The following is a 23,114-nucleotide window of genomic DNA, read 5'->3' on the forward strand; positions in this document are numbered from 1 at the left end:
CCCAGGGACGTCGGTCCGGTGTGGACGCCACGCCTCAGCCGACCGGGAACTTGACCCCGGTGAGCTCTTCCGACACCGTCCACAAGCGCCGCTGCACCGCGACGTCGTAGGACTGCGGGCTCGAAGCGACCACCTGCGGGCGCCCGCGGTAGCCGCCGAGGCCGTCGGGGCCGTAGTACTGGCCGCCGAGCGCGGCGGGGTCGGTCGCGGCGCGCAGGATCGGCAGCGCGCCCCGCTCCGAGCTCTGGGTGAACAGCGGCGCGACGGCCGGGAAGAGCGCGCGGGCGATGGCGGGGGAGTTGCGCATCAGCTCGGTGCGCGCGACCCCGGGGTGCGCGGCGACGGCGGCGGTGGTGCCCCGCGGCGCGAGGCGGCGCTGCAGTTCGTAGCTGAACATGAGGTTGGCGAGCTTGGCTTGGCCGTAGGCGGCGACGCGGTCGTAGGAGTTCTCCCACTGAAGGTCGTCGAAGTGGATCGAGGCGCGGATGCGGTGGGCGATGCTGGCGACGGTCACGACGCGGGAGCCTTCGACCGGCAGCAGCAAGTCCAGCAGCAGGCCGGTGAACGCGAAGTGCCCGAGGTGGTTGGTGCCGAACTGCAGCTCGAAACCCTCGCGGGTGGTCTGCCGCGGCGGGTACATGACGCCGGCGTTGTTGATCAGCAGGTCGATCTTCGGCAGCGTCCCGCGCAGTTCGGCCGCGGCGGCGCGGACGGAGTCGAGCGACGCGAGGTCCAGCTCCTGCACGGTGACGTCGGCGTCCGCCCCCAGCTTGGCGGCGGCTTTCTTGCCCTTCTCGACGTCGCGCACGGCCAGGACCAGCGTCGCTCCCCGCTCGGCCAGCACCTTGGCGGTGTCGAAGCCGAGCCCGGTGTTCGCGCCGGTGATCACGGCGACGCGGCCCTGCTGGCCGGGAACGTCGCGGTCGGTCCAGTTCTTGCTCATGGCTGGGGGTCCCTCCGGGTGGCGGCCCTTGCGGACCGGCGGTCTGTTACACCTCCGACGCTAAGGAACCATCGGTCTGATGTCAAGAGACAACCGGTCTGTAAATTTTCGCGGCGGGCGTTAGGCTGGTCGTATGACGTTCCAGCGGGCGCGCAGCGCGGAGCAGCGAGAGGAGCGGCGGCGCACGATCCTCGACACGGCGCTGGCCATGCTCGACGAGATGCCGGTGGCCGACGTGAGCCTCAACGAGCTCAGCCGCCGGGTCGGCCTGGCGAAGTCGAACGTGCTGCGATACTTCGAATCCCGCGAAGCGATCCTGCTCGAACTCCTCGACGGCGCCCTGCGGGACTGGCTGACGGAGGTGTCGGCGGAGCTGGCGGCGGGCGTGGACCGCGACCGCCCGGCGTCCGCGCGGGGCGACGCGTTCGCGGCGGTGGTCGCGCAGTCCCTGGCTCGCCGGACGGTCCTGTGTGACCTGATCGGCGCGCAGGCGGGGGTGCTGGAGCACAACGTGTCGGTCGATGTCGTGGTGCGCTTCAAGCAGTCGGCGCTGGCGGGGTTGGAGACGTTGGCCGAGCTGCTGCGGGGGTACGTCCCGGAGGTGGGCGCGGAGGCGTCTTCGGTGTGCCTGATGGCGATGATTCTGACTGGTGGGTTGTGGACGCACTGCCGGCCTTCGCCGAGCGCTTTGGCGGCGTACGAGGTGGACCCGGCGCTGGCGGGGTTGCACTTGGAGCTGGCACCGGCTTTGCAGCAGGGGCTGGCGATGCTGATCGCGGGAGCCATGTCCCGCAACGGCTGAGCCGGGTCGAGGCGGGATCAGGTCTTGATGGTTTGAACCGAGCCGTTGATCACGACGCTCGGATTGGATCTCCCGTCAGGAGCACGCGAGGTCAGGAAATTCTGGACAAGCCTGGCGGTCGGTGTGACGTGGGGCATCAGGAGCACGGCGATGAGGAACCAGGCGGCGGCCTGCATCAGGTCGCCGATGGGGCCGAACAGGGGAAGCCCGAAGATCGGGGGAACCGTGAAGAACAAGATCAGCAGCTTGGTGAATGGGGCCACGTGTTCGCGGTCGTCGCGCACCCGTGCGACCTCCCGTGAGTGGAAGCCGACGTCCCCTTCGTCGTTGTGCGCCACCACCGTCCAGTTGCGGGCTTCCTGCCCCGTGGCCAGCAGCCTGACGGTGATCGACGCCCCCTTCTCGATGTGGCCGATCCGGAACACGGCTTCCTGATCCGACTCTTCTTCGGCGGTGTCGCGGGACACCTTCATTTCACGTTGAGGCCGAGGTCGGCAGGCTGCTTCGACGATGACGGCGCCTTCCGGGACCGCGAACCTGATCAGCTCGTTCTTCACGACCCGGTTGCCGGTGTTCGAGATGGTGCAGTCGATCACGGCCAGGTCTTGCACCGGTCTGCCCTTGTAGGTGATACCGAGGTGCTGCGCGATTTCATCTTCTGCTCGCGCCAGGCCGATTTCAGTCCTCGCGTCCCAAGACAATTGCTTGTGCGGATCGTTGCGACGCTTGATGCGGTCGGTCACGAGGGTGACCACGCCGCCGACGACCACGCTGATCGCCGCAAGGGCGATCTTGAACGCGACGCCGTTCGTGTCGATGCCGGCCGAGTCCGCCGCGAGGGTCGTCAACATGATCGGGCAGGCTCCTGTTCGCACCGATGGTGAGCTTGTTCATCACTAGTCGGTGCCCGATCACGTTCTGTTACGGGGATCCGCGGTCATCGACTTTCAGGTCGTCGACCGCCGCAGTACCAGCCAAGCCGTGCCGCCCAAGGCCAACGCGAGCACCAACGGGTAAGCCGCGAACAGCGTCAGCGATGGCTGGTCGCCCAGGAAACTCCCGATCGGGCGCCACCAGTTCTGCGTGGTCGCCAGCGCACCCGCCGCCGCGAGGAGGGCCACGCTGGAGAACACCGCCAGGTAGATCCCCGACTGCCGCCAGCGCTGGAACACCACCCCCGCCAGTACGCAGACCGCCGACGTCGCCACGATCGGTCCGGTGAACGCCAGCCACTGCGTGAGCGGGCCGTCCTGGCGCAGCGCGCCGAGCCCGTAGATCCGGGCCTGTCGCCCCCAGCCGCCGGTCAGCCGCTCCACGGCGGCGAAGCCCACCAGCAGCAAGCCGAAGAACAGTGCCTGCCCCACGACCACGAGCGCCGTCGCCGCGGCGAAGCGGCGGCGGGTCGCGCCCAAACCCAGCGTGAACGGGAAGACCTGAGTCATCGTCTGCAGGTGCGCCGTCGCGGCCACGCCCAGCAGCATCGGCAGCAGGTACACCTCGTGGTCGCCGACGGCCGTCTGCCCGTTGGAGACGTCGATGCCCCAGCCCAGCAAGGGGAGCGCGGCCACCGCGGCCAGCGGGTACGCGAGCAGCGCCGGCCAGTTGACCAGCTGGATCCGGGCGACGTCGAGCACGCGGGTCATCGGGTTTCCTTCCCGGCCGCGACCAGCGCGCCGTGGTGCTGGGTGGTGCGGACGACCAGTTGCTGCAGCGAAACCGGCTCGAAGTCCAGTCCGGGGTGGGCCCGGTCCGGGGCGCCGGTGAGGGTGACGCGCAGCGCGCCGCCGATCCGTTCGCGGTGCAGTTCTTCGTACCCGGCCGCGAAACGCTCGACGGCGTCGGCCGGCCCGGTGACCGCGACGGCCTCGCCGCGCAACGACTCCGCGTCCGCGTCGATGAGCACCCGGCCCCCATCGAGGAGGACGACGTGCTCGATCAGGTCGCTGACCTCGTCGATCAGGTGCGTGGAGAGCACGATCGTGCGCGGGTGCGCGGCGTAGTCGGCGAGCAAGCGGTCGTAGAACAGCTGGCGCGCGACGGCGTCGAGGCCGAGGTAGGGCTCGTCGAACAGCGTCAGCGGCGCCCGCGACGCCAGCCCGATGATGACCCCGACCGCCGACAGCTGCCCGCGCGAGAGCTTGCCGAGCAGCTGCCCGGACGGGACGGCGAAGTCCGCCAGCAGCTCGGCGGCGAAGGCGGCGTCCCAGCTCGGGTAGAGCAGTTCGGCGGCCCGCAGGGCGTGGCGCACCCGGAACTTCTCCGGGTAGTGCTGGCTTTCCTTGATGAAGCATGTTCGCGCGAGCACGTCGGCGTTCTCGTACGGGTGCTGCCCGAAGACCTCGACCGTGCCGCCGGTTTCGAAGCTCTGCCCGGTGAGGATCCGCATCAGCGTGGTCTTGCCGGCGCCGTTGCGGCCGAGCAGGCCGTGGATCGTGTTCCCGGCGAGCGTCACGCTGACCCCGTCGAGCGCGGCGAGGGCGCCGTAGCGCTTGGTCACCCCGGTCGTGCGCACCACGTTCATCGCTCCGGCTCCCAGACGTCGATCAGCTTCTTGATCTCCTCGGCGTCCATGCCGAGCTTGCCCGCCTCCGCCATCAGCGGGGTGACGAACTGCCGCGTGAAGTCCCGGCGCCGCCGTTCGAGCAGCTGCGCGCGGGCATCGGTGGCGACGAACATGCCGATGCCTCGTCTCTTGTAGAGGATCCCGTCGGCGACGAGCTGGTTGATGCCCTTCGCCGCGGTCGCCGGGTTGATCCGGTGGAAGGCCGCGAGCTCGTTGGTGGACGGCACCTGCGCGTCCGCGGCCAGGCTCCCGTCGACGACCGAGTTCTCGATCTGCTCGGCGACCTGCAGGAACAGCGGCCGCCCGTCGTCCTTCACGCCGACCACCGCGCACGGCGGTTCGTCGGTTCATTACTCATGTAACTAACCATGGAGGCTCGGCTGCCGCCCTGTCAAGCCCGGCCGTGTCAGCGCGGTGTCCGGGTGGTGTCAGGCGGGCCGCCGAAAGTAGCCGTCATGACGCGGAACACGATCTCCTCGCACTGGACCGGCCTGGTGGCGGTCGAAGACACGGCCCTCGCGGTCACCGACACCGGCGGCCCCGGCGTCCCGGTGGTCTACCTCAACGGCCAGTTCGCCACCCAGGGCTACTGGAAGCGGGTCCTCGCCGAACTCGGCGACGGCTTCCGCCACATCACCTACGACGAGCGCGCCCGCGGCAAGTCGAAGCGCTCGGCCGACTACTCCTTCGAAGCCGCGATCCGCGACGTCGACGCCGTGCTCGCCGCCCGCGGGGTGGAGCGCGCGGTGCTGGTCGGCTGGTCCTACGGCGCGGTGGTTGCGGCGCACTGGGCCCACCGCAACCCCGAGCGCACCCTCGGCGCGGTCCTGGTCGACGGCGCGTACCCGCACGACTGGCTCGACGACGCCATGGAACTGCGGATCCGCAAGCTGTTCAAGCGGATGAGCTGGTTCCTGCCGCTGCTGCGCCCGACCGGCTTGGCGCCGCGCATGACCGCCGCCCAGCAGGCGGAAAGCAACATCGAACTCGGGAAGCTGTCCCGCGAGCGCGAGCTGGGCCCGGTGCTCGACGGCATCACGGTCCCGGTCCGGTACGTCGTCGCGTCGGGAACTTCCTTCGGCAGCAAGGGCGACGAGCAGGAGCGCATCCGCGCCGGCCTCGACGCGGTGCTCGGCCGGAACCCGAACATCACCCGCGAGAAGGTCGCCGGCAACCACGGCGCGATCCTGCGCAAGGACTTCGGCGCGGTCGCCGACGCGGTCCGCGGGATCGCCGCCGGGTCCTGACGGCTACAGCAGGGTGTCGTCGAAGCCCAGCGGGTCCTTCCGGGAGCGGTCGATGGCGCGCCGGGCGCCGTCCTCGTCTCCCTGGCGGAGGCGGGCCAGCGCTTCGAGGTTGGCGGCCTGCCAGGCGGATGAGCGCGTCGGCGGGATCGCCCTTGTGTTTGAGCGCCGACGCGGCGTGACGAAGCTCGGTGAGCATTCCGTCCACTTCGGACGGTGCGGCGGCGACCGCGCGGCGGAAGGGCCGCCGGTGTCCAGCGGTGTCCCGGGGTCGACGGCCGCCACGACGGCGTCGATGAGCAAGGCCCCGAGCGAATCCGGGCCGCGGTCCGCGAAGTCGGCGTTCACCAGCGCCCGCGCGAGCGGCCACGCGCTCCTGGGGCCGGCAGTTGCAGGGGTGCACCCAGCACTTGAGCAGTCCGCTGACGGTGGCGTCCGGGGTCGCCGGTTCCGCCACGACCTGGTCGGTGCTCCGGACCTTGGCCCCGGACGAAACGACGGCGAGCTTCGCCGAAAGGGTGAGTGCCCGGCGAACGGCCGCCTTGACACGCTCGCCCGTCATTCATACATTCGTCGTCACTTTGTATGAATGACGGGAGTTGATCCGCATGCGGCTCGGCCGGACCGCCGTCGTCCTGGGTGGCAGTGCCGCCGGTCTCTGCGCCGCCGGTGCCCTCGCGCCCTTCTTCGAGCGCGTGCTCGTGCTGGAGCGCGACCGGCTGCCGGCCGGGGCCGAGCACCGGCGCGGGGTGCCGCAGAGCAAGCACCCGCACTTCCTGCTGAACTCGGGGCGGCGGGCGATCGGCGCGCTCTTCCCCGGCTTCGAAGCCGACCTGATCGCGGCGGGCGGGCTGCACCTGATGCCGTCCATGGACGCCGCCTACCTCGACGGCGAGGGCTGGTCGGCGCGCAAGCGCAGCTCGATGACCATGATCTACGGCTCGCGGATCCTCATCGAACGCGTGCTGCGCGACAAGGTGCGGGAACTGCCCAACGTCGTCATCCGCGAAGGGACCACGGCCGGTGGACTGACCTTCGAAAACGGGGCGGTGACCGGGGTCGACGCCGGCGGCGAGCACCTCGACGCCGATTTCGTCGTCGACGCGGCGGGCCGCGGCTCCCCGGTGGCCGGCTGGCTGACCGCGGCCGGGTGGCCCGCGCCCGCGACGCGGACCCTCGACGCCAAGGTCACCTACACCTCACGCTGGTACGACCTGCCCGCCGAGCGCCCGACGTCCTGGTGGTGGCGGCACCTGGTGATCATGCCGACGCCGGACAAGGGCGACCACCCGGCCGAGCACGACTTCCTGGTCAACTTCTTCCCCGTCGAGGGCAACCGGGTCATCGCCTGCATGGGTTCGTGGGGCCTGGAAATGCCCCGCACCACCGACGCGTTCGCCGAGGTGGCCCGCCGGGTGCGGACGCCCTTGTTCGCCGCCGCGATGGACCGGTGCGAGCCGGCGTCCGAAGTGCACCTCACCCGCTCGACCGGCAACAAGTGGCGCCGCTACGACCGCCTGCGCACGCTCCCGAGCGGCCTGGCGTTCGTCGGCGACGCCATCTGCGCGTTCAACCCCTTCTACGCGCAGGGCATCAGCTCCGCGGCCGGCTCGGCGCTGCTCCTGCGTGAACACCTTTCCCGCGCCGACCGGCTCGACGTGGGCTTCGGCAAGCGCTTCCTCGCCGCGCAGCGCAAAGCGCTCCAGGTGCCGTGGCGGCTCGCGATGGCCCGGGACCAGGGCTACGCGTGCGCCGAGGGCACCGAGCGGCCGCCCGAGTGGAAGCGCCGGATCCTCGCGGCCGTGTCGGCGCCGGCGTTCAGCCTGATCGTCGGCGCGGCCCGGGAGGACGACGTCGTCGACGAGCACTTCGCCAAGGTGTTCAACCTCGACGAGTCGCTGGGGGACATGCTGCGCAACCCGCGCGTGCTGGCGGGGCTCGTGCGCTACCGCGTCCGCGCGGCGCTCGGGAGGCACCGGGTGCCGTTCGGGTTCGACCCGTGCGCCGAGCCGCCGGCCACGGACTATTCGACGGCGACCGCGCGATGAGCCCGGCGTGCGGGCCGGACGCCGAGGCCGTCACCCGCGGGCTCGGCTTCGACTGCCACGACGTCTCGCCGGTGGTGTCGGTCCGCTCCCCGTGGGACCTCGCGAACTGGACGCTGCCGGTGCTCGAACTGCTGATCGTCGCCGGTGCCGTCTTCGCGCTGGTGCACGCCGTGCGCCGGTACCGCGCGGGTGACCCGGTCAACCTGGCGCTGTGGTGCGCTTCGCTGGTCTACCTGTTCGTCACCGAACCGCCGCTGTACTTCCCGGAGTGGTTCGGGCTCGACGAGCTGTACGGCTTCATCTTCGCCCACAACCGGTTCACCGTGCAGTTCATGGGGGACCGGCTGCCGTTCTACATCGTGGCGTTCTACCCGGCGTTCAGCCAGCTCGCCTACGAGGTCGTGCGGTCGCTCGGGATCTTCCGGCGCGGCGCGCTGCGCGGAGCGGTGGCCGTCGCCTTCGTGTGCCAGGTGTTCTACGAGGTCTTCGACCAGATCGGGCCGCCGCTGAAGTGGTGGGCCTGGAACCCCGGCAACGCCATCGTGAACCACCCGGCGCTGGCGACCGTGCCGATGACCAGCATGCTGCTGTTCGCTTCGGTGTCGATGGCCGCGATGACGTACCTGGTCGTGCGGCTGAAGGGCCGCGCCGCGTTCCTGCTGGCCGGCGTGCTCACCCCGTTCGCCATGGTGATCGCGGGCCTTCCGGCGAGCGTTTTCCCGGGGAACTCCCCGGCGCAGGCCTGGATCCTCGGCGTCGAGCTGGCCGCGGTCTGGCTGGCCGGCGGCTGGATCGTCGCCACCTGCCGGCCGGCCGGGCCGGTGTCCGCCTTCGCGCGGATCTACCCGGCCGCCTACCTGGGCGTCCTGGCGGTCATCTGGCTCTCCGCGCTCCGCGACGTCCCGCTCGAAAGCGGGCTCTACGCGCTCGCCTGCTTCGTCGCGGCCGGGTTGGTGCTGGCCGCGCTGCACCGGGCCCGCCGCCCTGCCCCGGTGTGACCGGGTGCGGTCGGGGAAGATGACGGGCATGGGGCACCACGGATGGCGGGGCAACCCGCCCGGCACGGAGGACGAGGCCCGCCGCCGGATCGTCGAAGCGGCGACGGCGTGCCTCGACCGCGTGGGACTGGCCAAGACGAGCCTGTCCGACGTCGCCGCCGAAGCGGGCGTGACCCGGCAGACCGTCTACCGCTACTTCCCGGGCCTGAAGGACATCCTGCGCGCGGTCGGGCTGGCCGGGGTCGAGGAGTTCGCCGGGCGGATGGAACGCCACCTGGCCTCGTTCGGCACCGCCACCGAAGCAGCGGTGGAATCGGTGGTGTGGGCGGTCCGGACGGTCCCCGCCGAGCCCCACCTCGGCCTCCTCCTGCAGGCGGGCGAAGCCGACTTCTTCACCGACGGCGTCATCTCGCCGCTCGCCTTCTCGTTCGGCACGCGCATCCTGCGCAACCTCCCGGTCGACTGGGCGGCGGCGGGCGTCACGACCGAGGAAGACCTCCGCGGCCTCGCCGAGATCCTGATGCGGCTCTTCATGTCGTTCCTGCAGCACCCGACGACCCCACCCCCGGCGGACGACGAGCTGCGGGCCCTCGTCCGCCGCTGGCTCGGCCCCGCCCTCGGCGGCTAGCGTCAGGGCTTCTTCGGCGGCTTCTGGTACGGCTTCGTCGCGCCGGTCTCCGCGTTGTGCTCGGTGACCTGGATGCCCTGCTCCTCGAGCTTCTTGTACTCGATCGCGTCGAAGATGTTGTCCGGGCGCCGGTACGGGTAGATGTCGCCGTCCGGGTTGGGGATGCCCGTGCTCGTCTGGGCGCCCGGCTTGTCGGGGAAGACGACGTGGGTGTCGGCGTTCGAGTTCTTCGCGAACGTCTCCGACGCTTGGTCCCACTTCTCCTTGACGAAGGTCTTCTGGTCCAGGTTGGACGTTCCGTGGTCGCCGTGCGACCAGTAGCCCTGGCCCGGGTCCTTCATCATCTTGTCGTCGACCCAGCCGGGCATCTTCAGGTGGTTGTCGGCGACCAGGCCTTCGAGGGTGTTGCCGCCGTGCTGCTTGGCGACCGAGTTGGCCTTGAACTCGATCGAGCCCAGGTACGGGTCGTCCGGGGCGCCGTGGCCCTTCTTGTAGCCGCCGGACCAGAAGAAGTGCTTGTCCGCCTTCATCATGTCGTCCAGCTTCGGCTTGAACGCCTCCCACTCCTCGCGCGTCATGCGGTTGACGTCGACGCCGAGGTCGGGCCGCTTCGCCGGCGGGGGCTTCAGGTCCGGGTGCTCGTCGAAGTCGTCCGGGCGGGGCCGCTTCTTCGTCGGCGGCCCGGTCTTGCCGCAGGTGCCGACGAGGCCGAGCGGGTCGCCGGTGAGCAGCGGCTCGGCGACGTAGCCCGCCGGGTCGGGGGCGGCCGCGAGGCCGAGCGGGTCCTGGCTGAGGTAGCGCGCGGTTCCGGGGTCGTAGTAGCGGAACACGTTGTAGTGCAGGCCGGTTTCCTCGTCGCGGTGCTGACCGGGGAACGCCAGCGGCACGGCCCCGGTGTCGGCGCCCGGCAGCGGCGCGCCCCAGAACGCGCTGCGGTCGCGCCAGGTCACCGCACCCCGCTCGTCCAGCAGCTCGGTCGGCGTGCCGGCCGGGGTCGTGATCACGCAGCGGAACCGCTCGCCGGCCGCGGTCCGCTCGACCTGCACGACCGGGTGACCGTCGCCGGGGTGGCGCTCCCACGTCAGGGTCCGGCGCGAGCCGTCCGCGCCGAGCTCGACGCGCTCCACGAGGTCGAAGCCGCTCCAGAGGAAGCGCGTGTCGCCGGCGAGCTCGGGTTCGCCGCCGTCGCCGGTGACCCAGCGGCGCTTGGCGAACCGGCGGCCCAGCGGGTCGTAGTGGTACGTCCAGCGCGCGCCGTCCGGGGTGCGCACGCCGCGCAGCCGGTCCAGCCCGTCCCACGAGTACGTCCACGACCGCTCGCCGCGCGAGCGCACGGTGACGCGGCCCTGCGCGTCGCCGGTGTAGCGGATTTCGCCGGTGGTGAGCCGGCCCGCGGCGTCGCGGGGGAACCGCTCGGTGCCGCCGGGTCCGTGCGCCTCGCTGACGCGGCCCGCGGCGTCGAAGCCGAGCCGCCACGGCCGGGTGGCGTCCCCGACCGCGGCGAGCCTGCCGTCGGGCCGGTAGCCGTACGTGCGCTGCCCGACGCCCGCGATCTCTTCCGCGGCGACGCGGTCCTCGACGCAGAACCGCCGTCGCAGCACCACTTCGCCGTCGACGCTGCGGGTGACCTCGCGCCCGGCTGCGTCGTGTTCGAACCCGACGTCGTGCCCGGCGATCCGCAGCGACCGCGGCAGTCCATCGCCGTCGAAGCGCCACTCACTGTCCACACCGGACGAAGTGCGGCGGCGGAGGACGGTCTCGTCGTGGTCCCAGGCGACGCCGAGCCCGTTGACCGTCTCGGCGATCAGCCGGCCCCGCCGGTCGCGGACGAACTCCACGCGCGCTTCGGCGTTCTCGGCCAGCGCGAGCCGCCCGAGCGCGTCGTAGGCGTAGCGGGTGATGTCCTCGGCCGTGCGCCGTTCGACGACGTTGCCGAGCAGGTCGTAGGTGAACTCGGTGACCTCGCCGAGGCCGTTGGTCAGCCGCCGCAGCTGCCCGGCCTCGTCGTAGCCGAAGGTCAGGCGGCGGCCGTCGTAGTCGGTCTCGGCGACCAGGCGCCCGGCGGGGTCGTAGACGTAGCGCCAGGTCCGGCCGGCCGGATTCGTCACCGACGTGAGCCGCAGTTCGCCGTCGTAGGTGTACGTCGTGCGCGCGCCGGTCGCGTCGATGTCCGCCACCGGCAGCCCGAACGCGCCGTAGCGGCGGCGCCACACGCCTCCGGCCGCGTCGCGGTGCTCGACGACCTGCCCTTCGGCGTCGTGCAGCCAGGTTTCCCGGTCGCCGTGCGGGCCGATCCGCCAGGCGCGGCGGCCCTCGGCCGTCCAGCCCAGCCGGGCGGCGCCGCCGGACGCGGTGTGCACGAGCTGGGGCCGGCCGAACAGGTCGCGGTCGCCGGGGCGCACCGACGCGTCGGTCACCGGCGCGTCGCCGAGCGGGTCGGGCGCCGCACCCGGCCCGGCCGAGACCGCCGCGCCCGGCAGCGCGGTGAACGGGTCGGCCGCGGGCACCACCCGCTGCACGGCGGCGTCCCCCTCGCCGACCCGCAGGCGCACCTCGCCCTCGGCGGCGGGCGCCGTGCGGACGACGGAGCCGTCGGGCCGGATGACCGTCGCCAGTTCGCCGTCCCGGTAGTCGTACCGGGTTTCGCGGCCCAGTTCGTCCACTTGGGACAGCAGCTGGTCGTAGCGGCTCCACGTGTACCGGCGGGAGTTCCCGAGCGGGTCGGTCCGGCCGATGAGCTGTCCGGCGTCGTTGAGCCGGTAGGTCCAGGTGTGGCCGAGCGCGTCGGTGTGCCGGGTGGTGCCGGGCGAGTAGGCGAACGCCGCGTTGTAGAAGCCGTTCGCCCCGACGGCGCGGACGCAGCGGCCCTCGGCGTCGTAGACGTAGCGGTACCAGGTGCCGGTGCGGTCCCGCCAGCCGACGAGCCGGTGCTCGTAGTCGTAGTCCAGCGTCATCGGGCGGCCCGCGAAGTCCGCGACCGTGGTCAGCTGCCCGAGCCGGTTGTAGCCGAACCGGACCAGCGGCGCGGCCTCGGGCGCGCCGAGCGTGACCACGCGGCCGCCGTCCGTCCCGATCCGGAGCTCGACGCCGTCGTCGCGGCGCAGCGCGGCGGGCGTTCCGTCGGCGGCGTAGGCGATCTCGGTGCGGCTGCCGTTCCGCTCGATCGCCGCGAGCCGCCCGTCGTCGCCGAAGTGCAGGTCGCGGTCGCCGGCGGACAGCCGGTAACCGCCGGGGGAGCGGTGCAGCGGCAGGCGCGGGCCTTCCAGCGGCAGCACGGGATCGCCGGCGGGCACCGGGTAGACGAGGACCATGCCGTCCTCGGCGTAGAACCGGACCGCCGCGGGGCCGAACGCCAGCCGCTGGTCCAAAGTGGACGCCCACGACCGGCCGAACCACCGGCCCGCCCGGTAGGCCGAGAGGTGTGTGCGCGACAGTTCCAGCTCGCCCGCGTCGCCCGGCAGGACGAGGTCGACCTGGGTCATCACGACCTCGCCGGTCGCGATGTCCACGGGGTCACCGCAGTAGGTCTTGCTGTCCGACGGCTGGGCCCGGTCGCGCGGCCCGTCCCCCTTCGGCTCGGCCTTGGGGTCGCCCTTCGGCTTGCCGCCGGGCGGCGGCGTCTCGACCTTCGGCGGGGGCGGGCTGACCGGCGGATCGTTCTTGGGCGGTGCGTCCGGCTTGGGCGGCGGGTCGGTCTTCGGCGGGGTGTCGGGCCCGTCCTTGGCACCCGAGGTGTGGGTCCCGTCGCCGTCGCCTTTGCCGTGGGGTCCGTCGATGCCCTTCGGGTTGCCGTTGATGTCCGCGTGCTTCGGCGGCGGCCCCGCCTTACCCGGCTTGATGTTCTTCAACGCCTTCGCCGCATCCGCGAACAAATCCCCCGCCCGCTTCAACAACGGCACCAACGCCTTCAACGCCGTGACCAGCCGCTTCACCAGATCCGCGATCTTCGACGCCGTCTTCGCCACCGCACCGACCACCTGCGGCACCACCCACGTCAGACCGATACCCAAGGTGAACACCACCTGCAACGCCCAGCTGATCAAATGCCCGATCAGCTCCGCGATGATGTCCCGCACCAGCGCCCGCACCGCCGCCACCACCTCACCGGCGGTCTTCACCCCACTGGAAGCGCCTTCGCAGCCCTTCTGCGCAGTCTCCAGCAAAGTGACGGTGTCCTGCGCGCGCTGACGGTAAGTATCAGCGGCGTTACCGGTCCAGGACGCGGTGTCGGCCTTCACCATCCCGGTCAGGTCCTCACCGATGCTGCCCAGCTCGGTGGCGACGTTCTTCCACGTCTCCGACTGCGCCGCGATCTCGTCGGCGTTGCCGGTCAGCCCGTTGAGCGCCTCCTTCAGCGGCCCGACGTGCTCCATCAGCCACCCGACCCCCGCGGCGAGGACGGCACCGAAGGGGTCCATCGCCATCGACAACGCGTCCAGAGCGGTGCCCACGGCACCCATCGCGACCGACGCCCAGTCGCCTGATTCGATCGCGGATTTCAGGTCGTTCGCCGACTCCAGCAGCGAGATGCCCGAGTACGCCTTGGTCGAGTCCTTGGTCTCCGCGACCAACGGGTTCCCCATGGACGACCTCCGATGACCAGGCCGGACGTTTCGTCAAACTTTCAAGCAAGGTAACAGGAGCTGAACAGTCCGTGTCCGCTCCGCTACCCGAATGCCCGAAAATCCGCGAACGTCGGCCCGGCCGGGCAAGGCCGTGTGCTCACACCTCCGTGATGCGCGGCGACTCGAGGTACTTCACGAGGTTCGGGGGCGCGTAGGGCGGCGTCATGGTCTCGTGGCGGTAGCGCGCGCACGACGAGAGCGACTCCGACGGCGGGTCCACCACGCCGATTTCGCGGTGGACCGAGCCGAACCACTTGTAGAGCAGGGTCAGCGAGTCGTGCAGCACGCCGAGGTCGTCGGCGGGCGCCAGGCCGTCGAAGCCGTCCGGGGCGAAGACCAGCCCGCACTTCTCGGCCCTGCTCACCAGCCACTGCCGGGCGAGCGCCGACAGGCCCTGCTCGGGGTAGCCGCCGCCGACGTCGGAGTGCGCCCCGGCGAACCAGACCTGCTCGCGTTCCTGGCCGTTCGCGTCGGGCGAGGGCTGCCAGACCGCCGGGCGGAACGCCTTCCGGTGCTCGTCCACGGCCAGTGCCTGGAAGGCCGACTGCACGATCGACGTCAGCTGCGTGTCGTGGAACTGCCAGCGCCGGTTCAACAGGTTGAGCAGGCGGCCGCCGCTGAGCGGGATGCCCAGCGCGCCCACGGTGTCCCAGACGCCGATGAACCGGATCGGCGTCACGTCCTCGTGCGAGAAGCTGTCGCGGAACTCCCGGGCCGCGGGGCTCGCCGGGCCGGTCGCCGGATCCCGGTCCCGGTAGAGCCGGTAGGCCTCGTCGACCCGGCTCGCGTGCCGGGGGAGGAGCACCCCGCAGTTGCGGATCATGCCCACGGCGCTGCGGGCGGTGTAGGCGCCGCGGCTGAAACCGAAGAAGAACAGTTCGTCGCCCGGCTCGTAGTGCTCGACGACGAACCGGTAGGCGTCCCGGACGTTCGCGGACAGGCCCCAGCCGAACGCGCCACCGGCCAGCCGGTCCCACAGCCGCTTCCCGGTCCCGACGCCCTCGTGGTAGTGCACGAGCTGCCTCGTCCCGGCCGGGTCCACCGCGGCGACGGCGTCCTTGACCTTGACGACGTTCGTCGGTGCCTTCTGGGTGAGTGAGTTCCAGGTGCCGTCACAGCAGACGACCAGTCGTTTCGCCATCGTTGCCTCCCCGGCGCCGGACATGCGTGAGTCGCCGCCGGGTGGGAGCGCGTTACTCGATTGCGTATGGGTAACTCATTCCTTGCGATACTTGCACTTGATGTCAATCGCCCACGTCCCTAGCGTCAGGGGCATGAACCTCACCGTCCTCGCGGCGTCCGGCCGGACCGGCCTCGAGCTCACCCGCGAAGCCCTCCGGCGCGGCCACACCGTCACCGCCGTCGCCCGCGACCCCGCGCGCATCGCCCTCCCCGACGGCCCCGGGCTGCGCAAAGCCGCGGCCGACGTGGCCGACCCGGCGAGCGTCGCCGCGGTCCTCGACGCGGACTCGGTCGTGCTGTCCGGACTCGGCACGGACCGCGCCGGGACGCTGCTGGCCGGAGCCGAGGCCGTGATCGCCGCCGGGCCGAAGCGGATCATCTGGCTGGGCGCGTACGGCACCGGCCCGTCCGCCGAGGTGGCGGGGGAAGCCGCCGGCGTGCTCGGGCAGCTCCTGGGCGACCGGCTCGGCGACAAGGTCGCGGCCGACACCGCCGTGCTCGCCGCCGGCGGCACGGTCTTCCACGCCGGAATGCTCGCCGACGGCCCGGAAGACCCCGAGCGGCGCACGGCGGGACTGGCCGAGGCGCCGCCGTTCGACCTCGGGGCGAAGGTCACCCGGGCGACCGTCGCCGCGGCCATGCTCGACGAGGCGGAAGAACCGCGGTTCGCCGGTGCGGTCGCGTTGCCGCTGGCCGGTTAGCCCGCGACGACCTCTTCGAGCGCCGCCGCCACCTGTTCGCGCAGCCAGGCGTGCGCCGGGTCGGAGTCGTAGCGCTGGTGCCAGGTGCAGCTGATCGGCGCCGCGGGGGCCTCCGCCGGCAGCGGGCGGGTGATCAGCCCGAACGCGTCGATCAGCGGGCGGCCGAGGAGCGCGGTGCAGGTGACCAGCACGTCGCCGCGCGCCGCGGTCTGCAGGGCCGTCGACACGGTGGCCACGGCCGCGACCACCCGGCGCTGCAGGCCTTCCGCGGCCAGCACGTCGTCGATCGGCGCGGTGAGCCGGCCGCGCCGGGAGACCAGGACGTGCGGGAACGCCGCGTACGCGCGCAGGTCGAGGCCTTCGGCGCACGGGTGCCCGGCCCGCATCGCGACGACGAGCGTGTCGTGGCCGAGCACCTCGGACCGGAACTCGGGCAGCTCCGGGCGGCCACCGCCGAGTTCGAGGTCGACGCGGCCGTGGCGCAGGTCGTCGGTGTCGGCGGAGTTCTCGGCCAGCACCCGCAGCCGGACCCCGGGCGCCCGCTCCTGGAACCGGCCGGTGAGCACCGGGACCACGGACGCCGCCAGCGCGTCGTGGCACTGGATCGTGAAGGTGCGGTCCAGCTCCGCCAGGTCCAGCTCGCGGGACGGCGTCAGGACGTCGCGGGCCTGCCGGACCAGCCGGTGCACGTCCTCCCGGACCGCCAGCGCGTACGGCGTCGGCGCCATCGTGTGGCCGGTGCGCACGAGGATGTCGTCGCCGGTCACCTTGCGCAGCCGCCCGAGCGTGCGGCTCACCGCCGGGGACGACAGGTGCAGCCGCTCGGCGGCGCCCATCACGCTGCCCTCCTCGAGCAGCGCGTCGAAGACCGTGAGCAGGTTCAAGTCGAGGTGCACGACCGCAAGACAACCACAGGAGGAACCATGGCCCACGAACTGCTCGCCGCCGCCGTCCGCGAAGCGGGTGCCCGGATCCTGGCGCGCTACGCCGGTGACCCGCGGCCGCCCGGCCTGCCGGAGCTGCTGGCGAATCTGCACGACAACGACGCCGCCGTCGTCGACGTGCTGCGCCCGGCGCTGGCCGGCATCCGGCCGGACGCGCGCTGGCTCGACGACGAACACGGCGCCGGGCCGCTCGAACCGGGCGAGTGGTGGCTCGTCGACCCGGTCGGCGGCAACGTCAACGCGGTGCACGGGATGCCCGACTGGAACATCGGGGTCAGCCTCGTCCGCGACGGGCGCCCGGTGCTGTCGGCGGTGTACGCCCCGGTGCTCGACGAGCTGTTCACCGCGGAAGCCGGCGGCGGCGCGTTCCTGAACGGGGTGCCGCTGCGCGTCTCCGCCAAGACGTCGCTCGACGGCGCGCTGGCCGGCACCGGGCAGGCGAAACCCGGGCACGACGCCGAGTTCTTCGAGCGCATGGGCCGGTCGTTCACCGCGATGTCCGCCGCCGCGCTGTACGTGCGGATCTCGGTGCCGGTCAGCCACCAGCTCGCCCAGCTCGCGGCGGGCCGGATGGACGTGCACTGGCAGCTCGACAACGTCCGCTCGCACGCGGCCGGGGTACTGCTGGTCCAGGAAGCCGGCGGCGTGGTGACCGACCTGGACGGCAAGCCGTGGGACCTCACGAGCGAGAGCTACCTCGCCGCCGCGCCCGGCGTGCACGCGGCGGCGCTGGCGGTCCTCACGGCGTGACGGGGCCCCTGCTCGGAAGTCGTCCGGCCGCCGGTGGACCTTGGTGCGCACGTGCAGGACAGGCCTCAGGCCAGGCTGACCACGACCCCGGTCTGTCCCGACGGGACCTCGCCGTGCTGGGGGATCACCTTCCCCGCCGCGTAGGTGCTGATGGTCAGCATCGGCAACCCGGGGTTGTCGACGAAAGCGCACTCGTCGGCGCGGAGGTGTCCCGGCGGGGCGTACCCCGCGGCGACCACGGCATCGATCTGCGCGCGAAGGACTTCTCCGGAATCGCCGGTCCGCAGGGTGATGACCCCCAGGCAGAGGGGTCCGTTGGCGCCGCCGCCGGAAAACGCGTCCAGCAAAACGGTGCCGGTGCGGGCCCCGACGCGATCCGCGACCGCGGAGAGGTGCGCGCGGCGTTCCCGTGACTTGCGCCAGAAGACCATGACGCACGTTATCCCGTCCGCGGGAGGCTCACGGGGTCCGGAACGCCCGCCGGTACGCCCCCGGCGTAGTCCCCACCTGGTCACGGAACCGCCGGCGCAAGTTCACCGCCGACGTCAACCCGACCCGGGTCGCGATCGACTCCACCGGCAGGTCCGTGTCCTCCAGCAACGCACGGGCCTCCGTCACCCGGCGCGCCAGCAGCCACGCACCCGGGCTCGTGCCCAGCTGGTCGGTGAACCGGCGCGCCAGCGTGCGCGGGGAAACACCCGCCCGCGCGGCGAGATCACCGACCGACAACGCCGTTCCCAGGCGGTCGGCCGCCCAGTCCAAGAGGCCGTCCAACGCATCCGGGGACGCGGCCGGCGGGGCGAACTGCACCTGCCCGCCTTCGCGGTGCGGCGGCATCACCATGTGGCGCGCGACGAGAGCGGCGTGCGCCGCGCCGTGGTCCTTCCGGACCAGGTGCAGGCACAGGTCGATCCCCGCGCCCGCGCCGGCGCTCGTGGCCACGTCGCCGTGGTCCACGTACAGCACGTCCGGCTCGACGTGCACCCGCGGGAACTCGCGCCGCAGCTGGTCGGCGCGGGCCCAGTGGGTCGTCGCCGACCGGCCGTCCAGCAGACCCGTGCGGGCCAGGGCGAACACGCCCGAACAGATCGTCACCAGGCGGGCGCCGCGGGCGTGGGCGCGCAGCAGCGCACGGCGGACGCGCGCCGGCAACGGGGCTTCGAGCGGCGCCCAGCCCGGGATCAGCACGGTGTCGGCGGTGGCGAGCGCCGACAGTCCACTGGGGACGGACATCGCGTAGCCTGCCGTCGTCGGGACCGGGCCGGGGGTCTCCGCGCAGACGTCGAACTCGTAGTGCCGCGGGACACCCGCCCGCGGCGTGCCGAAGACCTCGGCGGCGATGCCGAGCTCGAACGTCGACTGCACCGGCCGCACCAGTGCCACCACGCGATGCATGGCACGAAAGTACCCCAAGGTGTCTTCCCGGACACTGTCCACGGCCCGCCGCGGCCGGGCAGGGTGGCGGGCATGCACCCCGAGATCCTCGAGCAGGACGGCTACACCTCCGCCGCCGTCACGGAAGCCCCCGTCCGCGAACTGTTCCCCGGTATCCGCTTCCGTCCACTGTGGACCGGGAAGAACGGGGCGCACGCCGGGGTCCTGGAGATGGACGCCGGCACGGCGTGGCCGCGCCGGGACGTCCACGAACCCGGGCCCGAGGAGGTCTACGTCGTCGCGGGCACGTTCCACGACGGCGCCCGCGACCACCCCGCGGGCACCTTCCTGCACGCGCCGGCCGGGTCCTGGCACGTGCCCGCGAGCGCCACCGGCTGCACCCTGTTCCTCTTCTACCCGGAGGGCTAGAACGGGAAGTGGTTGTGCTGCCCGGCCACCGTGATCCACCGCGTGTCGGTGAAGGCTTCGACGCCCCACCGGCCGCCGAAGCGCCCGTAGCCGGTGGACTTCACGCCGCCGAACGGGGCCTGCGCTTCGTCGTCGATCGTCTGGTTGCCGACGTGGGCGATCCCGGTGCGCAGCCGCCGCGCCAGCGCCAGCCCGCGGCCCGCGTTCTCCGTGATGACGCCGGTCGTGAGCCCGTATTCGGTGTCGTTGGCGATCTCGACCGCCTCGTCGTCGCTGTCGACCGCGAGCACCGTGACGGCCGGGCCGAAGATCTCCTCGCGGAAGATCCGCATGTCCGCGGTGACGTGGTCCAGCACCGTCGGGGCGTACAGCGCGCCGGTCGCCGGACGGCCGCCGGTGCGGACGCGGGCGCCCTGGGAAACCGCTTCCGCCACCAGTTCTTCGACGTGCCGGGCGCCGCGGGCGTCGATCGCAGGGCCGACGACCGTCGCCGGGTCCGCGGGATCGCCGTGCGGGAGCGCGCCGACCTTCGCGGCCAGCTTCGCCGTGAACTCTTCGGCGATCGAGCGGTGCACCAGGATCCGGTCGGTGGACATGCAGATCTGGCCGGCGTTGTGGAAAGCGCCGAATGCGGCCGCGTCCACGGCGTAGCCCAGGTCGGCGTCGTCGAGCACCAGCAGCGCGTTCTTGCCGCCCAGTTCCAGCACGGCCGGCTTGAGGTGCTGCGCCGCGGTCGTGCCGATGATCCGGCCGACGCTCGTCGAGCCGGTGAAGTTGACGATCCGGACGCGGCCGTCGGCGATCAGCGCCTGCGCGACTTCGGCGGCGTCCTCGCGGGCGTTGGTGACGACGTTGAGCACGCCCGGCGGCAGCCCGGCGTCGCGCAGGAGGTCGGCGAGGAACAGCCCGCTCGCGATCGGCGCGTCCTCACTCGGCTTCAGCACGACGGTGTTGCCCACCGCCAGCGGCACCGCGATCGACCGCACACCCAGGATCAGCGGCGCGTTCCACGGCGAGAACGCCGCGACCACCCCGGCGGGCTCTCGCACGGCCAGGGACAGCTGTCCGGGCGTGTCGGTGGTCAGCACTTCGCCCAGCGGCTGGGTGATCGCGGCCGCGGCCTCGCGCAGGATGTTCGCGGCCAGCCCGGCGTTGAACCGCGCCCAGGGAGCGGCGCCGCCGACTTCGCCGGCCATCAGGGTGACGGCGTCGGCGGCGCGCGCGTCGAGGAGTTCGGCCGCCTTCAAGAAGATCGTGCGCCTTGCCGACGGTGCGGTGGCCGCCCAGCCGGGGAACGCGCGGTGCGCGGCCTCGACGGCACGGGCGACGTCGGCGGGCCGCCCGGCGGCCACGGTCGCGTACACCTCGCCGGTGTAGGGGCTGGTGTCCTCGGTGGTGCGCCCGCCTTCGGCGGGCACCTCCTTGCCGTCGATGAACAGTTCGCGGTGCAGGGTCATGCCCCGAGTCTGGTGCGCGCGCGGCCGGGGCCGGACGGGCGATTCCACTGGGCGGAAGAGTAGTTCAAGGCTCAATCAATGGCGGATCTGGCAGAGTGGCCGCATGGGGGAGAACTTCGCGGCCGCCGTGGCCGCTGCCGTGCCCGTCGTCCGAGCCGTCCTCCCGCCCGCCCCGGCCGCGGCGCTGGGCCGGCTGGCGCTCGAACCGCCACCGCGGTTCCCGGACTGGCCCGAAGCCGAGGTCGTGCGCTCGCTGCGGTCCGTGCCGTCGTGGGTCATCGAGCGCGTGCACGGGGCGGTCGAACTGACGCTGGCGTCGCTGACGATCCCGGCGCCCGCGGTCACCGGGGAACTCACCCCGCCGCAGTCCGGCTCGTTCGGCTTCCTCTCAAGCGACAGCGAAGCGGAAGCGGTGCGGGAAGCGCGGCTGCTGATCCAGTTCCGGCCCGACCTGATCGACCTCATAGCGGACCTGACCGCGGCCGTCACGGCCGACGAAGCCCTCGCGCCGTTCCTGACCGCCGAAGGCGACGAAGCGGCGATCGCGGCCGCACACGGCGCTGCCCACCTTTCGATCGCGCTGGTGACGACGGCGATCGCGGCGCGCGAGGCCGGGCAGCCCGGGATCGCGGCCATCGTGGGGATCGCGCTCGGCGTGGCGGCCGGGCGGCTCCGCGCGACGCCGATGCCCGCCGGGTACGCCGAAGCCGTCCGCGAGAAGGAACGCGCCGAGTACCGGCTGCCCCGGTCCGGGACCACGTTCGTGGACGTCCGCGACCACGTGTTCGCCTTGACCGAAGGCGCTTTCCCGGCGTTCGGCGACTTCGCCGAGAACGGCCTGGCGGAAGCCGCCGCCGGAGGCGTGGTGATCCGCGCCGGCACGGAGGCGGGCTCGGTGCGCGTCGGCGTCCGCGTGCTCGCCGAGCCGCCCGCCGAAGCGGAGACGCACGGCTGGGAAGAGGTCGTGGACCTGTCCTGGCGCGCGGAGCACGGCGGGGCGGCGCTGGCGCCGTCGGCGGGGGTGGGCGTGACGACGCCGCCGTGGCCCGGCGAGTACCGCGTCCGCGTGCACGCCTACGGCCGCGACGACCCGGAGGAGGAGAGCTACGACGTCTGGGTCTGGGCGGCGCCCGCGGAACCGCCCCGGGTGCACGCCCGCGCGGACCGCCTCGGCCACCGCCTGCGCGGCGAGCCCGAACCGGCGCTCGTGGACCGGCCGGAGGTGCGCTACCGCTGGATCCGGCGCTCCAACCTGGCGGTGGCGGCGACGGTCACGGTGGTCACCGGCCTGCCCGCCGCCGAGGTGGTGCGCGGCTTCGGCGCGGACCCGGACCGACCGGAGGCCTTGGCCGAGCTGAGGCCGGCGTACGCCGACCCGTGGCTGACGGCGCTGGACCTCGGCGGCGTCGTGCTGGTGATCGAGGAGAACGGCTACCTCGGTTCGCACGAAGAGGTCCTGACGGCGGTGTCGAGGACGGGCCGGGCGGCGAGCATGTTCTGGAACGTCAACGCGGTGACGAGACTGTCCTTCGCCCGCGGCGGCGAGGTGCTGGCGTCGTTCGAGCCGGGACTGGGGGAGCCGGCCGCCGACCCGGAGGTGACGGCGGCGCTCGCGGGCCTCGACCTGGCGGACTACCGCGACCTCGACGAGAAGGGCCTCGTGGCGGTGGAGCGGTTCACCGGCCGCGGACTCCACGCCGAAGACCTGGAGGACATCGAGCGGGCCGGGGTGGCGTACCGGATCCCGGGATAGGCGCGCGGAAATCGGTTCGCGCAGCGGCCGGGAGTGCGATCGGGTGTTCCTCGGGCCGGTCGCGGTGATCAGCGGCACGGAAACCGCAGATCGCCGCCGCGCTCGAGCGCGCGCTCGGCCGACCGCTCCGTTGTGAACCGGTCCACATCCCGGCGGTGGCCGCAGCCGGGCCGACGACGGCAATGGAGCCCAGCGGCTTCGAACGCTTCGTCGGCCGAGCGCCGCGGTCCCTCGCGGGTTACCTGCGCGACCTCGGCCGCTCGGCTCACCCGCACGGGCAGCCCTCAGCGCGCGATCTCGTCGACGACCGCTGCGAGCTCGGCCGGCCGGGCCAGGATCGGGGAATGCCCGCCGGGCAGGTGCCGGACCACCCTCACCCGGCCGCCCTCGATGATCACCCCGGGCAGGCTCCGGTGGTCGTCGCAGACGATCGAAGCCGACGGGATGTCGCGCCAGCCCGCCCGGTGCGAAGTCCGCGTCCAGTGGTAGCCGAGCTGCCGGACGTTCGGGCCCGCGGCCTCGGTGGCCGGGACGCCGCCGTAGGAGTGCGCGAGCAGCGTCACCGGGCCGTCGAGCTCCGCCAGGTGCGCCCGCACGGCGTCGGCGTCGGCGTGCGTCCCGGCCGCCGGGTCGCCGGACGTGCCCGGGAGGTCCACTGTGGACACCGTCCGGC

Annotated in this window: 21 protein-coding genes and 1 pseudogene; 9 read left to right on the plus strand and 13 right to left on the minus strand. The window is 72.6% G+C overall.

Features of this window, described 5'->3' with window-relative positions; all coding sequences use genetic code 11:
- Nucleotides 1-34: 34 nt before the first annotated feature.
- Nucleotides 35-943 (minus strand): SDR family NAD(P)-dependent oxidoreductase, encoded by a 909-nt coding sequence (locus MUY14_RS11150; protein ID WP_247022883.1) that lies wholly within the window; start codon nucleotides 941-943, stop codon nucleotides 35-37.
- 133 nt (nucleotides 944-1,076) lie between these two features.
- Here MUY14_RS11150 and MUY14_RS11155 point away from each other — a divergent pair, with 133 nt between their 5' ends.
- Nucleotides 1,077-1,745, plus strand: a complete 669-nt coding sequence (locus MUY14_RS11155) for a TetR/AcrR family transcriptional regulator (protein WP_247022884.1) — start codon at nucleotides 1,077-1,079, stop codon at nucleotides 1,743-1,745.
- Between the two features lie 17 nt (nucleotides 1,746-1,762).
- On the opposite strand, the gene MUY14_RS11160 is transcribed toward MUY14_RS11155, so the two are convergent.
- The 4 genes from MUY14_RS11160 to MUY14_RS11175 form a co-directional block, all read right to left on the minus strand.
- The gene (locus MUY14_RS11160; protein ID WP_247022885.1) at nucleotides 1,763-2,596 is read right to left on the minus strand and encodes a hypothetical protein; all 834 of its coding nucleotides are present in this window, start codon (nucleotides 2,594-2,596) and stop codon (nucleotides 1,763-1,765) included.
- A gap of 96 nt (nucleotides 2,597-2,692) precedes the next feature.
- Nucleotides 2,693-3,388: a hypothetical protein gene (locus MUY14_RS11165; RefSeq protein WP_247022886.1), complete on the minus strand. Its 696-nt coding sequence runs from the start codon at nucleotides 3,386-3,388 to the stop codon at nucleotides 2,693-2,695.
- Nucleotides 3,385-4,266: an ATP-binding cassette domain-containing protein gene (locus MUY14_RS11170; RefSeq protein ID WP_247022887.1), complete on the minus strand. Its 882-nt coding sequence runs from the start codon at nucleotides 4,264-4,266 to the stop codon at nucleotides 3,385-3,387. The genes MUY14_RS11165 and MUY14_RS11170 overlap by 4 nt, the downstream gene beginning before the upstream one ends.
- On the minus strand, nucleotides 4,263-4,634 hold the full coding sequence (locus tag MUY14_RS11175; RefSeq protein WP_247022888.1) for a GntR family transcriptional regulator: 372 nt from the start codon (nucleotides 4,632-4,634) through the stop codon (nucleotides 4,263-4,265). Before MUY14_RS11175 ends, MUY14_RS11170 begins: the two co-directional genes overlap by 4 nt.
- 129 nt (nucleotides 4,635-4,763) lie before the next feature.
- Between MUY14_RS11175 and MUY14_RS11180 the strand changes: the two genes are divergently transcribed.
- On the plus strand, nucleotides 4,764-5,555 hold the full coding sequence (locus MUY14_RS11180; protein WP_247022889.1) for an alpha/beta fold hydrolase: 792 nt from the start codon (nucleotides 4,764-4,766) through the stop codon (nucleotides 5,553-5,555).
- 3 nt (nucleotides 5,556-5,558) lie between these two features.
- Here MUY14_RS11180 and MUY14_RS11185 read toward each other — a convergent pair whose 3' ends face one another.
- On the minus strand, nucleotides 5,559-5,855 hold the full coding sequence (locus tag MUY14_RS11185) for a hypothetical protein (RefSeq protein WP_247022890.1): 297 nt from the start codon (nucleotides 5,853-5,855) through the stop codon (nucleotides 5,559-5,561).
- Nucleotides 5,856-6,160: 305 nt separating this feature from the next.
- On the opposite strand from MUY14_RS11185, the gene MUY14_RS11190 reads away from it, so the two are divergent.
- From MUY14_RS11190 to MUY14_RS11200, 3 genes are read left to right on the plus strand one after another with little or no spacing between them, the layout of a single operon-like run.
- Entirely contained in the window at nucleotides 6,161-7,600 is a 1,440-nt protein-coding gene (locus tag MUY14_RS11190; RefSeq protein ID WP_247022891.1) for an NAD(P)/FAD-dependent oxidoreductase, read from the plus strand.
- Nucleotides 7,597-8,598: a hypothetical protein gene (locus MUY14_RS11195; protein WP_247025109.1), complete on the plus strand. Its 1,002-nt coding sequence runs from the start codon at nucleotides 7,597-7,599 to the stop codon at nucleotides 8,596-8,598. The genes MUY14_RS11190 and MUY14_RS11195 overlap by 4 nt, the downstream gene beginning before the upstream one ends.
- 28 nt (nucleotides 8,599-8,626) lie before the next feature.
- Entirely contained in the window at nucleotides 8,627-9,226 is a 600-nt protein-coding gene (locus tag MUY14_RS11200) for a TetR/AcrR family transcriptional regulator (RefSeq protein ID WP_247022892.1), read from the plus strand.
- Between the two features lie 2 nt (nucleotides 9,227-9,228).
- Here the strand turns inward: MUY14_RS11200 and MUY14_RS11205 are convergent, their stop codons facing one another.
- Nucleotides 9,229-13,809 carry a DUF6531 domain-containing protein gene (locus MUY14_RS11205; RefSeq protein ID WP_247022893.1) on the minus strand — a complete coding sequence of 1,527 codons (4,581 nt, stop codon included), beginning with the start codon at nucleotides 13,807-13,809 and terminating at the stop codon, nucleotides 9,229-9,231.
- A 139-nt stretch (nucleotides 13,810-13,948) separates the two neighbouring features.
- Entirely contained in the window at nucleotides 13,949-14,992 is a 1,044-nt protein-coding gene (locus MUY14_RS11210) for a DUF2235 domain-containing protein (protein WP_247022894.1), read from the minus strand.
- A gap of 133 nt (nucleotides 14,993-15,125) precedes the next feature.
- Between MUY14_RS11210 and MUY14_RS11215 the strand changes: the two genes are divergently transcribed.
- The gene (locus MUY14_RS11215; RefSeq protein ID WP_247022895.1) at nucleotides 15,126-15,734 is read left to right on the plus strand and encodes an NAD(P)-dependent oxidoreductase; all 609 of its coding nucleotides are present in this window, start codon (nucleotides 15,126-15,128) and stop codon (nucleotides 15,732-15,734) included.
- On the opposite strand, the gene MUY14_RS11220 is transcribed toward MUY14_RS11215, so the two are convergent.
- Nucleotides 15,731-16,630, minus strand: coding sequence for a LysR family transcriptional regulator (locus MUY14_RS11220; protein WP_247022896.1), 900 nt, complete (start codon nucleotides 16,628-16,630; stop codon nucleotides 15,731-15,733). The two genes, MUY14_RS11215 and MUY14_RS11220, sit on opposite strands and share 4 nt — an antisense overlap.
- A gap of 27 nt (nucleotides 16,631-16,657) precedes the next feature.
- On the opposite strand from MUY14_RS11220, the gene MUY14_RS11225 reads away from it, so the two are divergent.
- Nucleotides 16,658-17,428: an inositol monophosphatase gene (locus MUY14_RS11225; protein WP_247022897.1), complete on the plus strand. Its 771-nt coding sequence runs from the start codon at nucleotides 16,658-16,660 to the stop codon at nucleotides 17,426-17,428.
- Between the two features lie 65 nt (nucleotides 17,429-17,493).
- Here the strand turns inward: MUY14_RS11225 and MUY14_RS11230 are convergent, their stop codons facing one another.
- Both MUY14_RS11230 and MUY14_RS11235 read right to left on the minus strand, forming a co-directional pair.
- A complete protein-coding gene (locus tag MUY14_RS11230; protein WP_247022898.1) occupies nucleotides 17,494-17,859 on the minus strand; it encodes a hypothetical protein in 366 nt (121 codons plus the stop codon).
- A 28-nt stretch (nucleotides 17,860-17,887) separates the two neighbouring features.
- The gene (locus MUY14_RS11235; RefSeq protein ID WP_247022899.1) at nucleotides 17,888-18,823 is read right to left on the minus strand and encodes a GlxA family transcriptional regulator; all 936 of its coding nucleotides are present in this window, start codon (nucleotides 18,821-18,823) and stop codon (nucleotides 17,888-17,890) included.
- A 72-nt stretch (nucleotides 18,824-18,895) separates the two neighbouring features.
- On the opposite strand from MUY14_RS11235, the gene MUY14_RS11240 reads away from it, so the two are divergent.
- The gene (locus MUY14_RS11240) at nucleotides 18,896-19,231 is read left to right on the plus strand and encodes a cupin domain-containing protein (protein WP_247022900.1); all 336 of its coding nucleotides are present in this window, start codon (nucleotides 18,896-18,898) and stop codon (nucleotides 19,229-19,231) included.
- Here the strand turns inward: MUY14_RS11240 and MUY14_RS11245 are convergent.
- Nucleotides 19,228-20,688, minus strand: a complete 1,461-nt coding sequence (locus tag MUY14_RS11245; RefSeq protein ID WP_247022901.1) for an aldehyde dehydrogenase — start codon at nucleotides 20,686-20,688, stop codon at nucleotides 19,228-19,230. The genes MUY14_RS11240 and MUY14_RS11245 overlap by 4 nt on opposite strands.
- A 103-nt stretch (nucleotides 20,689-20,791) precedes the next feature.
- On the opposite strand from MUY14_RS11245, the gene MUY14_RS11250 reads away from it, so the two are divergent.
- On the plus strand, nucleotides 20,792-22,441 hold the full coding sequence (locus MUY14_RS11250; RefSeq protein ID WP_247022902.1) for a DUF6461 domain-containing protein: 1,650 nt from the start codon (nucleotides 20,792-20,794) through the stop codon (nucleotides 22,439-22,441).
- 284 nt (nucleotides 22,442-22,725) lie between these two features.
- Here the strand turns inward: MUY14_RS11250 and MUY14_RS11255 are convergent.
- A pseudogene (locus MUY14_RS11255) lies at nucleotides 22,726-23,109 on the minus strand (alpha/beta fold hydrolase); the annotation flags it as partial.
- Nucleotides 23,110-23,114: the final 5 nt, after the last annotated feature.

It is taken from the genome of Amycolatopsis sp. FBCC-B4732, from assembly GCF_023008405.1.
In the GTDB taxonomy this organism is placed as follows: Bacteria; Actinomycetota; Actinomycetes; order Mycobacteriales; family Pseudonocardiaceae; genus Amycolatopsis; species Amycolatopsis pretoriensis_A.